General features: G+C 34.7%; 19 protein-coding genes and 2 pseudogenes. 15 read left to right on the top strand and 6 right to left on the bottom strand.

Annotation, left to right across the window (positions count from 1 at the left end; translation table 11 throughout):
* Positions 1-15 precede the first annotated feature (15 nt).
* The 3 genes from mtnK to QUF93_RS21345 all read left to right on the top strand — a co-directional run bounded on the left by mtnK (position 16) and on the right by QUF93_RS21345 (position 2,461).
* Complete coding sequence (gene mtnK, locus QUF93_RS21355; RefSeq protein ID WP_289360113.1) at positions 16-1,197, top strand: S-methyl-5-thioribose kinase; 1,182 nt, start codon at positions 16-18, stop codon at positions 1,195-1,197.
* Positions 1,194-2,249 carry an S-methyl-5-thioribose-1-phosphate isomerase gene (mtnA, locus tag QUF93_RS21350; RefSeq protein ID WP_289360112.1) on the top strand — a complete coding sequence of 352 codons (1,056 nt, stop codon included), beginning with the start codon at positions 1,194-1,196 and terminating at the stop codon, positions 2,247-2,249. Before mtnK ends, mtnA begins: the two co-directional genes overlap by 4 nt.
* 74 nt (positions 2,250-2,323) lie before the next feature.
* Entirely contained in the window at positions 2,324-2,461 is a 138-nt protein-coding gene (locus QUF93_RS21345; RefSeq protein WP_002014881.1) for a YvrJ family protein, read from the top strand.
* Positions 2,462-2,612: 151 nt separating this feature from the next.
* Here the strand turns inward: QUF93_RS21345 and QUF93_RS21340 are convergent, their stop codons facing one another.
* On the bottom strand, positions 2,613-3,389 hold the full coding sequence (locus tag QUF93_RS21340) for a 3-hydroxybutyrate dehydrogenase (protein ID WP_289360111.1): 777 nt from the start codon (positions 3,387-3,389) through the stop codon (positions 2,613-2,615).
* A gap of 112 nt (positions 3,390-3,501) precedes the next feature.
* On the opposite strand from QUF93_RS21340, the gene QUF93_RS21335 reads away from it, so the two are divergent.
* From QUF93_RS21335 to QUF93_RS21320, 4 genes and pseudogenes are all read left to right on the top strand, one after another.
* Positions 3,502-3,834 (top strand): PadR family transcriptional regulator, encoded by a 333-nt coding sequence (locus QUF93_RS21335; protein ID WP_289360110.1) that lies wholly within the window; start codon positions 3,502-3,504, stop codon positions 3,832-3,834.
* Positions 3,834-4,601, top strand: a complete 768-nt coding sequence (locus tag QUF93_RS21330) for a DUF1129 domain-containing protein (RefSeq protein WP_289360109.1) — start codon at positions 3,834-3,836, stop codon at positions 4,599-4,601. Before QUF93_RS21335 ends, QUF93_RS21330 begins: the two co-directional genes overlap by 1 nt.
* Before the next feature lie 13 nt (positions 4,602-4,614).
* Positions 4,615-5,376, top strand: coding sequence for a DUF1129 domain-containing protein (locus tag QUF93_RS21325; protein WP_289360108.1), 762 nt, complete (start codon positions 4,615-4,617; stop codon positions 5,374-5,376).
* 51 nt (positions 5,377-5,427) lie between these two features.
* Positions 5,428-5,727 (top strand): annotated as a pseudogene (locus tag QUF93_RS21320) (DNA-binding protein).
* A gap of 15 nt (positions 5,728-5,742) precedes the next feature.
* Here the strand turns inward: QUF93_RS21320 and QUF93_RS21315 are convergent.
* A complete protein-coding gene (locus QUF93_RS21315; protein ID WP_289360107.1) occupies positions 5,743-6,360 on the bottom strand; it encodes an ImmA/IrrE family metallo-endopeptidase in 618 nt (205 codons plus the stop codon).
* Between the two features lie 177 nt (positions 6,361-6,537).
* Between QUF93_RS21315 and QUF93_RS21310 the strand changes: the two genes are divergently transcribed.
* The 3 genes from QUF93_RS21310 (at position 6,538) to QUF93_RS21300 (ending at position 8,856) form a co-directional block, all read left to right on the top strand.
* Complete coding sequence (locus QUF93_RS21310) at positions 6,538-6,831, top strand: DUF3928 family protein (protein ID WP_000288333.1); 294 nt, start codon at positions 6,538-6,540, stop codon at positions 6,829-6,831.
* Between the two features lie 260 nt (positions 6,832-7,091).
* Complete coding sequence (locus QUF93_RS21305) at positions 7,092-7,541, top strand: NUDIX hydrolase (RefSeq protein ID WP_002122121.1); 450 nt, start codon at positions 7,092-7,094, stop codon at positions 7,539-7,541.
* 139 nt (positions 7,542-7,680) lie between these two features.
* Entirely contained in the window at positions 7,681-8,856 is a 1,176-nt protein-coding gene (locus tag QUF93_RS21300; RefSeq protein ID WP_002122118.1) for an acetyl-CoA C-acetyltransferase, read from the top strand.
* 28 nt (positions 8,857-8,884) lie between these two features.
* Here QUF93_RS21300 and QUF93_RS21295 read toward each other — a convergent pair whose 3' ends face one another.
* A complete protein-coding gene (locus QUF93_RS21295; protein WP_289360106.1) occupies positions 8,885-9,637 on the bottom strand; it encodes an AAA family ATPase in 753 nt (250 codons plus the stop codon).
* A gap of 10 nt (positions 9,638-9,647) precedes the next feature.
* Positions 9,648-9,916, bottom strand: a pseudogene (locus QUF93_RS28930) (hypothetical protein).
* A 145-nt stretch (positions 9,917-10,061) separates the two neighbouring features.
* Between QUF93_RS28930 and QUF93_RS21290 the strand changes: the two are divergent.
* Both QUF93_RS21290 and QUF93_RS21285 read left to right on the top strand, forming a co-directional pair.
* Positions 10,062-10,790, top strand: coding sequence for a DUF4184 family protein (locus QUF93_RS21290; protein ID WP_289360105.1), 729 nt, complete (start codon positions 10,062-10,064; stop codon positions 10,788-10,790).
* A 36-nt stretch (positions 10,791-10,826) separates the two neighbouring features.
* The gene (locus QUF93_RS21285) at positions 10,827-11,591 is read left to right on the top strand and encodes a hypothetical protein (protein ID WP_002122112.1); all 765 of its coding nucleotides are present in this window, start codon (positions 10,827-10,829) and stop codon (positions 11,589-11,591) included.
* A gap of 42 nt (positions 11,592-11,633) precedes the next feature.
* On the opposite strand, the gene QUF93_RS21280 is transcribed toward QUF93_RS21285, so the two are convergent.
* Complete coding sequence (locus tag QUF93_RS21280; RefSeq protein ID WP_002122110.1) at positions 11,634-12,068, bottom strand: DUF3997 domain-containing protein; 435 nt, start codon at positions 12,066-12,068, stop codon at positions 11,634-11,636.
* A 131-nt stretch (positions 12,069-12,199) separates the two neighbouring features.
* Here QUF93_RS21280 and QUF93_RS21275 point away from each other — a divergent pair, with 131 nt between their 5' ends.
* The 3 genes from QUF93_RS21275 (at position 12,200) to QUF93_RS21265 (ending at position 13,537) form a co-directional block, all read left to right on the top strand.
* Entirely contained in the window at positions 12,200-12,655 is a 456-nt protein-coding gene (locus tag QUF93_RS21275; RefSeq protein WP_289360104.1) for an RDD family protein, read from the top strand.
* 208 nt (positions 12,656-12,863) lie between these two features.
* Positions 12,864-12,962, top strand: a complete 99-nt coding sequence (locus QUF93_RS21270) for a flagellar motor protein (protein WP_097904514.1) — start codon at positions 12,864-12,866, stop codon at positions 12,960-12,962.
* A gap of 65 nt (positions 12,963-13,027) precedes the next feature.
* On the top strand, positions 13,028-13,537 hold the full coding sequence (locus QUF93_RS21265; protein WP_289360103.1) for an SDR family NAD(P)-dependent oxidoreductase: 510 nt from the start codon (positions 13,028-13,030) through the stop codon (positions 13,535-13,537).
* Positions 13,538-13,606: 69 nt separating this feature from the next.
* Here QUF93_RS21265 and QUF93_RS21260 read toward each other — a convergent pair whose 3' ends face one another.
* Positions 13,607-14,707, bottom strand: a complete 1,101-nt coding sequence (locus QUF93_RS21260; protein WP_289360102.1) for an oligosaccharide ABC transporter ATP-binding protein MsmX — start codon at positions 14,705-14,707, stop codon at positions 13,607-13,609.
* Positions 14,708-14,851 lie beyond the last annotated feature (144 nt).

The following is a 14,851-nucleotide window of genomic DNA, read 5'->3' as shown; positions in this document are numbered from 1 at the left end:
AAGGGGGAGAAGACGATGGGATATTATTCATTAACAGAAGTAACGGCTGTACAATATGCGAAAGAACATGGCTATTTTGAAAAGAAATCAAATGTCATCTGTCATGAAATTGGAGATGGAAACTTAAATTACGTGTTCAAATTAGATGATGGAGAGAAGTCGATTATAATAAAACAAGCACTTCCATATGCGAAAGTAGTTGGTGAGAGCTGGCCGTTGTCTATAAAAAGAGCAACGATTGAAAGTAAGGCATTACAAATTTTTGCGAAGTATGTACCAGAATACGTTCCGGAAGTATACAGTCATGATGAGAAGTTGGCAGTGACGGTAATAGAAGACCTATCAAGACTAACAATTACAAGAAGAGGGTTAATAGACGGAGAGGAGTATCCACTTTTATCTCAGCATATCGGTCGTTTTCTAGCAAATGTTTTATTTTATACTTCAGATTTCGGTCTACAGTCAGAAGAGAAAAGGGTACTAGAGGGTACATTTGTAAATCCAGACCTTTGTAAAATAACAGAAGATTTAGTGTTTACAGATCCGTTTGGGCATTACGATACGAATGATTATGAGCCAGAGTTACAACTAGCGGTTGATGAACTGTGGAGTGACAAAACTTTAAAATTAAAAGTAGCACAGTATAAGTATAAGTTTTTAACGAGAAAAGAAGCGCTCATTCATGGGGATTTACATACTGGTAGTATATTTTCATCGCCTTCTGAAACGAAAGTAATTGATCCAGAATTTGCAACGTACGGTCCATTTGGATTTGATCTTGGTCAATTTATTGCAAATTTATTATTAAATGCATTATCTAGAGAAGAAGAACAGAGAAATGTACTATTTTTCCATATAGAAAAAACATGGAGTCATTTTGTAGAAACTTTTACGAAGTTATGGATTGGAGAAGGTGTAGAAGCATATACGAAAGAAAAACAATGGTTACCAATTATTTTGCAAAATATCTTTACTGATGCTGTCGGATTTGCAGGATGTGAATTAATTCGAAGAACAATTGGTTTAGCTCATGTAGCTGATTTAGATGAAATAGCAAATAAAGAAAAAAGAATTCAAGCTAAGAAACAAGCCCTAAACTTAGGAAAAGAACTAATAAAATATGAATCTAAGAGTGCTGATATTCAACTGTTTCGAACATTATTTCAACAAACAGTTTCGGGGGGCATAAAAGCATGAGCATGATTGTTACTGTGCCGAGATCTGTAAGTTGGAAAGGTGATACAATTGCGGTATTAAATCAAACAAAGTTGCCTCATAGTACAGAATATAAAACGTTGACGACTATTGAAGAGGTATGGAAAAGTATCATAATGTTAGAAGTACGCGGAGCGCCTGCAATTGGAATTGTAGCTGCGTTTGGTTTGGCGCTTGCGGCAAAGAAATATAATACTGTACATATTGAGGAGTTTCAAAAGAAGTTTAATAGAGATTGTAATTATTTAGGGACATCACGTCCGACGGCAGTGAATTTATTTTGGGCAATTGATCGCATGAGAGAATCAATTCGAGAGATTACTACAATAAAAGAAGCGCAAAAAATATTAGAAGAAGAAGCGCTTCGCATTCAGCAGGAAGATGAAGAGGTGTGCCGGAGTATTGGAGAGCATGCGTTAACATGCTTTAAAGACGGTGATAACATTTTAACAATTTGTAACGCTGGGAGTATTGCAACTGCACGATATGGTACTGCATTAGCCCCTTTTTATATCGGAAAAGAGAAAGGTGTGCGTTTACATGCATACGCGTGTGAAACGAGACCGGTTTTACAAGGTGGTCGTTTAACGACATGGGAATTGAAGCAAGCAGACATTGATGTAACGCTTATTACGGATAATACTGCAGCACATGCAATTCGAACGAAAGAAATTAATGCGATTATTGTAGGAGCAGATCGAATCGTTGAAAACGGTGATACTGCTAATAAAATAGGAACATTAAATTTAGCTATATTAGCAAAGTATTTCGGTATCCCATTTTACGTTGCAGCACCTTTATCTACATTTGATACTACGAAACAAACAGGTGCTGAAATTGTCATTGAAGAAAGAGATGAAACAGAAGTTACGAAAATTTTTGGGAAACAAGTGGCGCCACTTGGAACGCCTGTATTTAACCCTGCATTTGACGTAACACCGCATGGATTAATTACAGGAATTATAACTGAGAAAGGTATTTTACGTGGAGATTATAAGCAAAAAATTACGTCATTATTTGAAAAAACAAGCTAATCACAAAGAGCTTGTTTTTTTATGCCTAAGATTCTCTTTTCCTCTTATTTATGTAATGAAGGGAGGAGAGAAAGATGGAAGAGTGGATCGGGATGATAGGTAATGTGGGATTTCCAATTGTTGTAACGTTATATTTACTACATCGCATTGAAAGTAAATTAGACGGAGTGATTGTTGCAATTGAGAAACTCCCTAAACAATTACTAAAGTAGGAAGATCTTCGCGATAGAAAGTAAAATAAGGTTTGCTCTTCGTGAGCAAACTTTATTTTTTATCCCGCATTAACTGCCCGTAAAAGCCCGATTGGTGAAGGCTAATAATCAGTGGGGGATGAACAAAACCTCCACTGATTAAAGTTTCACTTTATTGAGCAGTATATCCACCATCGATAACAACAGCTTGACCAGTTATGCCTTTTGCCTTTTCACTTGCTAAAAACATAGCATAATCTGCAATTTCTTGTACTTGCAACAAGCGCTTCTGCGGTACAAGAGGATAAATAACATCTTCTAAAACATTTTCAAGTGGTACATTTCGTGTAGTTGCTAAATCTTGTAGTTGATTTCGTACAAGGGGAGTATCAACATATCCGGGACAAAGAGCGTTTACAGTAATTCCATGAGTTGCTCCCTCTAAAGCAGCCACTTTTGTTAATCCGATTACGCCATGTTTCGCACTATTATAAGCAGCTTTTCCAGCAAATCCGACAAGGCCGTTAATAGAAGCGATATTAATAATTCGTCCATACTGTTGTTTCTTCATAATAGGAAAGGCAAGCTTGGTTGCAATAAATGGAGCAATTTGCATAATTTTAATAAGAAGTTCGAACTTATCCGTTGGAAAATCTTCAATTGGTGAGACGTGTTGCATGCCTGCGTTGTTAATTAATACGTCTAATGAACCGAAGTGAGTAACTGTTTGAGAAATTGCTGCTGCAATTTCTTCTTCAGCTGTAACGTCACATTTTAAACCGATAGCTTGATAGCCTTCTTTTTGCAATTGTTCAGCAGCTTCTTTTGCACGATCTTCAAGACGATCACTAATGATAACTTTAGCACCTTCTTTTGCGAAAGCACTTCCCATTTCATAACCAATACCGCTCGCAGCACCTGTTAAAAAGACAACTCGATTTGTAACCATGATGAAAAACACTCCTTCATAATAAAAGTTCTCTTATTGCTCTATTTAGAGAGGAGATAATGAAATTCCTGCAAACATTTGGAAAAAAATCTTTAGCAGGAGGATTTGAAATATGTCGACAAGTCAAATGCTAAAAGGAATTTTAGAAGGATGCTTACTTGCTATTATTTCTGAAGGTGAAATATACGGTTATGAAATGAGCGAAAAACTAGGGAAGTATGGTTTTACAATGGCAAGTGAGGGAAGTATTTATCCGTTATTAATACGAATGCAAAAAGAAGAGCTAATAACAAGTGTAATGAAGGAATCTCCATCTGGTCCAAAACGGAAGTATTATACGTTAACAGGTAAGGGAAAAGATGCACTAGACGAATTTATGGATCGTTGGGAAGCGATGCAAAGTAGTGTAGAACGTCTGCTTGAAGGAAAGGGGAGGAAAAAATAATGCTATCTAATGAAGCAAGACAGTTCTTATTAGATATGAGATTGTTTTTGACAGCAAAGGGTATGAAAGAAAGCGACATTGAAAGCTTTATAGAAGATGCAGAGTTGCATTTAATAGAAGGTGAGAGTGATGGGAAAAGTGTAGAAGAAATTTTCGGAAGCTCACCGAAAGAATATGCCAATGAACTTGTAAAAGTGATGGAAAGAGATAGGCAGGAAACGTGGAAGCAAATCGGTTTTACAGTAATGAATATCGTTTCGTTTTGGATTATTGCTTCTATTTTAATAGTGAATAATGGGATGTTACAAATTTCACTTATTCAGTGTATTGGTTATAGTTTTACATTGGTTTTATCTGTTATGAGTCCTAATTTTCTACTTCGTAAAATGACCTTTGTCACGAGCTTTACAAAAACGTGGTTTTCTATGTGGTCTTTAGTCATGATAGCGCCAATGTTTTTATTAGGAGCTGTTACGATATTAGATGTAGTATATCCTACAAAGATGTTTACATTGACTCTAGTCCAAAGTTATATATTAGCTGGTGAGGTTTTTATTATCACAGTAGCTATAAATATGTATTTTGAAGGATGGTTTAAAAATTTATATTTAATCATTCCGCTTTCTATTATGTTAGTGTTTAAAACATTTACATCGGAAGATATCGTCCCAATGTTATTTCAAGTTATATGTTTATACGGAATTTTATTTATTTTAATCTTCCTTGAAATTATGATGAAGACGAATAGAAGAGAAACGGTTAAATAAGGGAGGGGTTATAATGAAGGTTTCTAAAGAAGGCGAAAAGTTTTTAATAGATACGAAAGTATATTTAATAACAAAAGGGATTAAAGAAGAAGATGTGGACGCTTTTCTAGAAGATGCAGAGCTGCATTTAATAGAAGGTGAGAAAAAAGGAAAGACGGTAAGTGATATATTTGGTGATTCGCCAAAAGCATATGCTGAAGAATTGGCGAAGGAGATGGAGAAGGATAAAAGTGGGAGTATAAAAAGTATTTTAGGAATGATTATTGGTATTGGTGGATATTGGTTACTTACAAATATTTTATTTGAAAGTCCCGATCATGAATTTATATTAACGAATGTGCAGTTGATTGGATATCCGATTGTATTAATGATTACTGTTGCAGGAACAATTTTTGCGTTTAAAATGTCATCATTTAAAAGTAAACTAAAAGAATTTAGTATTCTTTACTTAGCTTCGATGATACCAATTTTATTACTAGTATTATTAATGTTTATGAATAAATGGTATGGGACACCTATGTTGCACCTTTCTACTATGCAAAGTTATATATTAGCTGGAATTATCTTAATTGTACTGTTAGTTGCTGAAGCATATATACTTGGATGGATTGGAATTTTAGTTGTTATCATACCGCTATTAATTATGTTTGTATTTAAAGAATTAGGAAAGCAGAACCCATATTTGATAATACTAGAGCCTTTACTTCTGTATGGAAGTTTATATGTATTAATGCGATGGTCTTTAAAAAATGAAGAGCAAAAAACTGTAAACTAGTTTTATGCTAATAGTGAGCGAACTGAATTTTTTATTAAGAGGGGAATAAATGTGCAAAGTATATTTCTAGATATATTGTCTATTATGTTTTTAGGTTTAACGATTTTTGGGCTATATACTACCTTTTCGAAAAAGGTACATGATGACTACTTCGATACTTTAATAGATGGCACAACAGGTTATATTTTGTTCTTTGGTTTAATTGGAAAGCGGCTGCTCTGGATATGAAAAAAATTATTTCCAAAGAAATATTATATTGTGATTTTTAGAGGGATTATCTTTACGGTTAGTAGTATATTTTTATCCTTTGCAGCCGATATTTGGTTTGTAGATTGGAATATGTTGTTTTAAACAGTAACAAGGTTGTTACTGTTTTTTTCTTTGTAATAAAGGACTTTGTAAAGAAAGGGCTTTTTGTTCGTTTGTTACTAGGGACTGAATATGGACGTTTTCAGGGCGAGGGACTATAGGATACATAAGATTTGTTGGAGAAGGGTGGTGCTCCGATCCAGTTGGAGAATGAGGATCTGCATGAGTAAGTTTTCCATGAACACGTCTTGTAAATAAAATATGACCAATTTCGTGAGCGAGGGTGTATATATTTTTCATTGGAGCAGCTGAATTTGTTAAAACGATGTAACCAGTAAGTTGTTGTTGTTTCACTAGAGAGTAAGCGCAAGCGATTACTGCGGTTTCTTTGAAATAATCACTGCCAATATAACAAATATAAAGGTCACATTCAGGAGCTTCGTTAACACAAGTTTGAAAAAAGGATGATAATTTTTCCTGACTTTGAATGGAGTTTTTATAACTAATTTCCCGATTAGAAAAACGGAAAAGTTCGTTTAGTACAATTACTTCTTTAATTTGAAATGTAATGGGATGCCAAATTGATTCTGCAACTGCTAAATCTTTTGCAATACGGTCGTCAGAAATATCGGCGCCTGGAGTAATGCAAACACATATATTAACGTATGAATCCATAAGGAACACCTCAAATGAAAAAATTCTTTCTATAATATATGTGGGAAAAAGGTCCTATGTATGGATAAACGCCTTGTTTGTTACACGAATATATAGACTACAAGTCGAAAAAATTTCATAGTTCTATAACGTAGTATGGTCATCTTTTTGATATAGTAAAGAAAAGGGGGAGAATATATGTATACATTAAAAATCGTTTCAGACAGAGAAGCTCTTTATCAATTTGCGAGCTATGTAAGAGTTGTGCAAGGGGTTGAAGATGTATATGTAGAGGTGGGAGAACCTTTATATGAACATCCATTAATGAAGTTTTATGTACATATTACAATTGAAGAAACATATGATCAGCATAAAGCGTTACAAGAAATAGCTAGATTAGTAGAATTAGGGCGTTTTACATATGTCCATTATAGCAATGAGGAAATTGAAGAAGCTTTTGAAGCTGTAAAATATGAAAGTTTTAAGAAATAAAGTGAAACTTTAATCAGTGGGGGTTTTGTCCATCCCCCACTGATTATTAGCCCGCACCAATCGGGCTTTTACGGGTAGTTGATCCCCCACCTAATTTCTTTACTTTCGCTGAACTTTGAGGTAGGGGTCTTACTGCCCGTTAATGCGGGATAAAGTGAAAAAAGGGAGCGAAAGCTTCCTTTTTTTCTTGAAATTTACATCAACAAAATGAGAAAAATTTTGTTATGATAAGGGAGGGTGAGGAAAGGAGAGTTTACATATTGGGGTATATTGAAGAGTTACGCAAAGTAGTTGGTACGAGACCGCTTATTTTAGTAGGATCAGCAATTATTATATTAAATGATAATCAAGAAGTATTGCTTCAATATCGTTCAGATACATATGATTGGGGTGTGCCTGGCGGGGCAATGGAACTGGGAGAAACGACAGAAGAAACTGCTCGTAGAGAATTATTCGAGGAGACGGGACTAACTGCAAAAATCATGCAATTTCTTGGTGTCTTATCAGGAAAGGAAGTATATTTCCGTTATCCAAATGGAGATGAAATCTTTAATGTCATTCATCTGTATCAGGGGCATCATGTAAGCGGAGAATTAAAGCTCGATCATGAAGGGTTACAACTTCAATACTTTCCAGTAGATAAGTTACCAAAATTAAATGAAACGACAGAGAAAATTTTACAAAAGTTTTTATATGCATTGACAGAATAGAAGGTTAATTCCTTCTATTTTTATTATATTAAATATTTTGATTTTTTGCTATCTTTATAGTATGATAGTTGTAGACATACATCTTATGGAATTTCACCTAAAAACTTACTAGTGTACATAAGAGAGGGGCAAGTACAAAATGCATAATGTTGTTATTACAGCTGCAGTTCGTTCACCAATTGGGACTTTTGGGGGAGCACTAAAAAATGTAACGCCAGTAGAATTAGCTGTTCCTGTACTTCAGGAAGCTGTAAAACGAGGCGGAGTAGAACCACATGAAGTTGATGAAGTAATTTTAGGTCACTGTATTCAAAGAACTGATGAAGCAAATACTGCAAGAACAGCTGCATTAGCGGCAGGATTTCCTGACACAGTTACTGGTTATACAATTCAACGTCAATGTTCTTCAGGTATGCAAGCAATTATGTCAGCTGCAATGCAAATCCAATTAGGTGTAAGTGATATTGTTGTTGCAGGTGGAGTAGAAGCAATGAGTTCAAGCCCTTATGCATTAAAACAACACCGCTGGGGACAACGTCTACAACATGGAGAAATCCGTGATACAGTGTGGGAAATATTAGAAGATCCATTGCATCATATTATGATGGGTGAAACAGCGGAAAATTTAGTTGATCAATATGAAATTACAAGAGAGGAACAAGATGAAGTTGCGCTTCGTAGTCACACACTAGCACTACAAGCGATTGAGTCTGGACATTTTGACGATCAAATTGTTCCTATTACAATAAAAGAGCGTAGAAAAGAAGTTGTATTTTCGAAGGATGAACATCCGCGTGCAGATATTACAGCGGAAAAATTAGCTGGATTAAAACCAGCTTTCCGTAAAGATGGATCAGTAACTGCAGGGAATTCATCTGGTCTTAATGACGGAAGTGCCGTTTTAGTATTAATGAGTGAAGAAAAGGCGAAAGAAAAAGGTTTACAACCGTTAGCTCGAATTGTTGGATATTCAGTAGCGGGTGTGGATCCGAAAATTATGGGTATTGGACCAGCACCAGCAATTCGCAAAGGATTAGAAAAAGTAGATTGGTCATTAGAAGATGCAGATTTACTTGAAATTAATGAAGCTTTCGCTGCACAATACCTAGCTGTAGAGAAAGAATTAGGTTTAGACCGTGAGAAAGTGAATGTAAACGGTAGTGGTGTAGGACTTGGACATCCAATTGGTTGTACAGGAGCTCGTATTACGGTAAGTTTAATTCACGAATTAAAAAGACGTGGATTAGAGAAAGGTATTGCCTCTCTATGCGTTGGAGGCGGTATTGGAGTAGCTTTATTTATAGAAGCATTATAAAAAAGAGGCAGCGATTGCTGCCTTTTTTTTATGACTCAAATAAGTGGTGAAATAATCGATCGCGATTTTCAAAGAAAAGTTTCGTCGTTTGGTAATGCTCGGTTTCTTCTAATGTGGATTCGTGAATCCCCTCTTGTGTTAAAGAGTATATAGTGGATTCAGGATAAGCCATTAAAATAGGAGAATGCGTCGCAATAACAAATTGTGAACCTTGCTTAGCTAGTTCATGCATTCGAATGAGCATGGAAAGTTGTCTCATCGGTGATAGAGCGGCCTCAGGCTCATCTAAAATGTATAAACCTTGTCCTGAAAAACGATTCATAAATAATGAGAAGAATGATTCACCGTGTGATTGTTTGTGTAATGAGATACCACCATAGGAATCAATAACTGGATTTCCGCGTGCTTCCAGATCAGCATCTATTTCATCGATATAAGAAGCAACGTTATAAAATGATTCAGCGCGAAGAAAGAATCCATCTTTTGGTGTATTGAAACTTTTGGAAATCCGAAGATATTCATGTAAAGATGAGTGTGAATCGTTTGTGCTAAAATGGAAATTCTTCGTTCCACCTTCTGCATTAAAACCTAAAGCAATTGCAATTCCTTCAAGTAATGTTGATTTACCTGTCCCATTTTCTCCTATAATGAATGTTACATTTGGGTGGAAAGCTAGTGATTGTAAAGTTCGAATTGCGGGTAAGCAGTAAGGATATGCGGAAAAACTAGGGATATTTTCTTTTTTTAATGTGACATTTTTTAAAAAGGGTACGTCAATCAATATATAAACCTCAATTCATAGAAGATTTTGTTTCTAATAACGTAGCGAATACGAGGGTGAGGAGACTTGCAAATAGTATCGTATGTTGTAATGCACTAAAACCAAGTCCTTCCCAGCTAAAAGTTATTCGTTTTAATAAGAAGATGACAAGGGTGATACTGAAACCGATAAAAGCGGAAATGTATTTTGCGACTTTAAAATGTTTCCAAAGAAAAAAACGATGTATGTACTTAAAAACAAGATAAACAGAACAAGAAAAAAGAAAAGTGTTAATGACACGTGCTCCCCTTGTTTTCTGAATATTCCAGGTGGATTATAACATGTAAACTATCATATTCCAATGTGAAAATAAATATTGCATGGAGATTATTCATGTCGTTATGATAGTATGTATTCTATTGAAATTATGAAAAGGAGTTAATACATGCCGTTTACATTCGCGCATCCAGCAGCTGTTCTTCCTTTTGCTAAGAAGCAGGCTCGTTATATTTCAGTAACGGCTCTTATATTAGGTAGTATGGCGCCTGACTTTGAATATTTTTTACACTTTAGACCGTATGGTGTTATTGGGCATACATGGCTTGGTTTCTTATATTTAAATTTACCTCTTGTCTTTCTGTTAGCATACATATATCATTACATTTTAAAAAAGCCTTTTATAACGCATTTACCTAAACCGATTGCAGGCTACTATACATATGCAGTGGATGAGCGGTGGGGGCTTCATACATGGAAGGATTTCTTTATATTTTGCTATTCTGCATTATTTGGTATGCTCACGCATGTTGTTTGGGATGCGTTTACTCATAAGACAGGCTATTTTGTTATGAAAATATCGCTGTTGCAACGAGAATTACATAGTATTCCAGCTTATAAATATATGCAGCATGGGAGTACATGCTTTGGTTTACTATTATTACTATACGTACTATGGAACTATAGAGATGAAATGGGTAAAGATGGTATTGTAGTTTCGGAAAAAAGGAAATATTGGGTTTTAGTACTTGTTGCTTCAGTTATTATATTTATCGTGCATGCGTTAGTAGATCCCTATTTTCATATTTTCCAAATAGGAGGTATAATAGTATCTGGATTGACAAGTTTGTTTTGTGGACTTCTTATTGTCTCTATAGTTTACAAAGCAAGGGACTAATTTATATTAATGAATGATAGTGTTAGGAGAAATTAAATGATGAAAGCATGGAAAAGTATTTTTGTGTTATGTAGTTTTCTTCTTATGTTAAGTGGTTGCTTCCATCAAGAAGAAAAGAAAGCTGAGCCAAAGAAGAAAGAATCTATTCCGGAAACGAAAGAATATGGTGGACGTGAGCTGAAAAAAGTAGGGCAAAAAGTGAAAGAAACGGGATGGGGTACTTTCAAGTTGGAGCAGATGCATTCTGTGAATCAAACATTTGAAGTAGCGCCAATGAAAATTCATGTGCAAGATGTGAAAGTAATCTCTTTATCACAGATGAGTGAAGATGCAAAAAATACATTGAAAGTATATACAGCATTAACTCCTGAAGAAGTAAAGCGTAGATTAGGTGATAAAGTAAGTCAAGAAGATGCAGAATTATATGCATCGCTAAGTGGAACAGAGATTAGTGATACGATTCGTTACGTTGAGATTACATACAAAGTGGAAAATACCGGAAATAAAAATATGCAATTTTTCTCTATGAATGATATTGCAATTAATGACAAACAACATTTTAAAGTAGCGACTCAAAACTTTTTATATGATGAAGATACGCTCGTTGGTACAAAAAATGTATCAAGAGAAGACTATAAGCCCGGTGAAACAAGAGATGGTATTATTGGTTTAATACTTGATGATGGGAAAGAAAAAATCAAGGATATTAAGTTTACAACAGATGATTTAGTTGCAGGAGATACAGAGGCACAAGATGTTGTTAAAGAGTCACAAACTTTTAACATCTCACTTTCTGAGTAAGGTGTTTGTAAAAAAATGAAAAAACAGTCAGCGCTCAAAATATTATGCTGACTGTTTTTTCATTTCTTTTATGTATGAATCTACATTTTGAAAAGGTACCTTAATTTTAAACGCATCTTTTTGCTCGTTAAATTGCTTTTCATTATAGGGACCAAAACGTTTATTGTGCTTTACGTCAATAATCCAATATTGTTCACTTTTTTTATTTGCAATTGCTCCATCAGGATTATTCGGATCTGACTTTTCCTCAGTTTGTTTTGCAATAATGTATTTATCATCCCAAGCAATTTCTGTTATTTTTGCAGGGATGTATTGTGTGGCATATACAGCATCTTGTGAGGGGAAAAGTTCAAATGCATTTCCAGAAGTACGTATGAGTTCGTATTCATCGTTAATTGTATAAGTTATATGGTTTGTATTTCCTGCACAAGCAGTTAATAGTAGGAAGGCGATGAATAGGATTATCCATTTTTTCAATATGGGGACCTCCTTTACAATGCTGTTGTAACACATTGTACAAGAAAAGTAAGAGAAACGCTAGTTTACAATGTTTTTTAGAAGTGGTACGATGATACGGGTAAAGAAGGATATGAAGGAGTCGACATAAAATGAAGTTAAAGATGCATCGTCCGGCGCTTGTAATGAATCGCATAGGTGCTTCCCTAATTGATATGTTTTTAATCTCGGTTATGTATGGTGCAGTAGTAGCTGTGATAACTGGAAACTATAGTGCTATTTTTAATCGTTTTAATATAAGTTTTGGAGACTATAGATATGATCTCACAGTAGTTTTCATATTAATGGCCCTATATTTTATATTGTTACCTTTTATTTGGAACGGTACAACACTTGGTAAAAAAATAACGAGAACAAAATTAATTTCATTGACGAGTGAAAAGCTAACGTTACAAACATTAATGATACGGTTTTTTGCATTGTTATTACCGAACATGTTGCTACTTGGAATTCCATTATTATGTAACGTATACATGATGTTGTTCCGCAAAGATAATTGTGGTTTTCATGATTTAATTGCAAAGACGAAAGTGATCAGTCTTGTATAATACACAGTGACCTTTTTATTCCTAAATAAAAAGGTCTTTTTTTATCCCGTCATTTGTGGGCGGTAAGACTCTTACCTCGAAATTCAATGAATGCGAGGAAGTTAGGAGGGAGGTAAAAGTTCATTTTCTTAATTTTAATAGATTGAAAATTAAGAAAATGATATAATAATTAAAAATAATATCTTTATATAATAAGGGGGAAGTTGAAATGACAGGAGGTAGCATAATCTTTTGGGGGATATTAATATTTATTGGTTTAGTGTTTGATCAGCGTAATAGTAAGAAAAAAGAAGGAGTAAAAAAGTAATCGCTTACAATTTGTAGAGTTAACTTTTCCTGCTTGCGGACTAATCTAATAAAAGAGTATACTGAATGACGGTAAGACTTATAGAAGGGGTAATGAAAATGAAGCTTGCAGGAATGGTTGCCATTGTAACTGGTGGTGGCATCGGTATTGGACGTAGTACAGCTCTTTTGTTGGCTAAGCAAGGCGCAAAAGTAATTGTGACGGACATTGATCAAGAAAGTGGACAAGCAACAGTGGAGGAAATTACGAATCTAGGCGGAGAGGCACTTTTTGTATCCTACGATATGGGGAAACAAGGAGATTGGCAACGTGTTATCAGTTTTGCTATGGAGGCATATAGTCGTATTGATATGCTTTTTCAAAATGCTGGTTTATATAAAATAGATTCTATTTTTTCTCGCCAACAAGAGAACGATTCCAATGTACTTTGTATTAATGACGTTTGGATAGAGATAAAACAATTAACGTCATCTTTTATGAAACAGCAAGAAGAAGTGGTGCTCAGTGATTTACCAGTTTTCGGTATTATTAGCACGAGAGGACAATCATTTCATACAATAGAAGCCCTAGTATAATAATGGAAAACCGCCCTCAGTATATATGTGGACGGTTTTTTTGTATGTTCTATAATAAAACTTTATTTTTTAACGAATACGTTGTTCGGTTTGGCTATCAAAGAAATGTACTTTATTCATATCAAAAGCAAGATTAATTTGATCACCAGGTGAAAAGGTATGTCTTGCATCAACACGTGCTGCAAAATCTTGATCTCCGAGTTTCATATATAAAATGGATTCAGCCCCTAACAACTCTGCAACTTCGATTTTTGTTGTGAAATTAGTAGATTGTGAAGCTTCTAAAAATAATAGTTCATCATGAATATCTTCTGGACGAATACCTAAAACAACTTCCTTATTTACATAGCCTTGTTCGCGTAATAACTTCATTTTTCCTTCAGATACTTTAATCTTTAGTGAACTGTCTATAACGAAATCGGTTTCAGTTAATTTACCACGGAAGAAATTCATCGCTGGGGAGCCGATAAACCCACCGACGAAAATATTTTCAGGTGTTTCATATACTTCTTTTGGAGTTCCGATTTGTTGAATCTTTCCGTCTTTCATAACAACAAGACGAGAAGCCATTGTCATTGCTTCTGTTTGATCATGTGTTACATAAATTGTTGTCGTTCCAAGGCGGTGGTGTAACTTAGAAATTTCTGAGCGCATTGCAACACGGAGTTTTGCATCTAAGTTTGACAAAGGTTCATCCATTAAGAAAACTTTCGCGTCTCGAACGATTGCTCTACCTAACGCAACACGTTGGCGTTGTCCACCTGATAACGCTTTTGGTTTTCTATCTAAATATTGTTCAAGTCCTAAAATTCGCGCTGCATCTTTCACACGACGATCGATTTCATCTTTTGCTATCTTTCGAAGTTTTAATCCAAATGCCATATTATCATACACACTCATATGTGGATAAAGAGCATAGTTTTGGAAGACCATTGCGATATCTCGATCTTTTGGAGGAACATCATTCATTAGCTTACCATCAATTGAAAATTCTCCTTTTGAAATATCTTCAAGTCCAGCTACCATTCGTAATGTTGTAGATTTTCCGCATCCAGAAGGACCAACAAATACGATAAATTCTTTATCTTGAATGTGTAAATTAAAATCTGTTACAGCTGTTACGTTATTATCATATATTTTATAAATATTTTCTAATTTCAGTTCTGCCATGGTATTTCCCCCTAGAAAAAATTATGCAAACGTTTTCTTTGAATTCATTATAAACTAATAGATTCAAAAAATAAATAAAAATATAAAACGTTTTCATTTATTAGAGGAATACTAGTGATTTTCGTATATTTTATTAGAAAAAGA

Origin of the sequence: Bacillus hominis, from assembly GCF_030348325.1 — a bacterium.
GTDB classification, from domain to species: Bacteria; Bacillota; Bacilli; order Bacillales; family Bacillaceae_G; genus Bacillus_A; species Bacillus_A hominis.
This window is presented reverse-complemented; position numbering and strand designations above follow the sequence as displayed.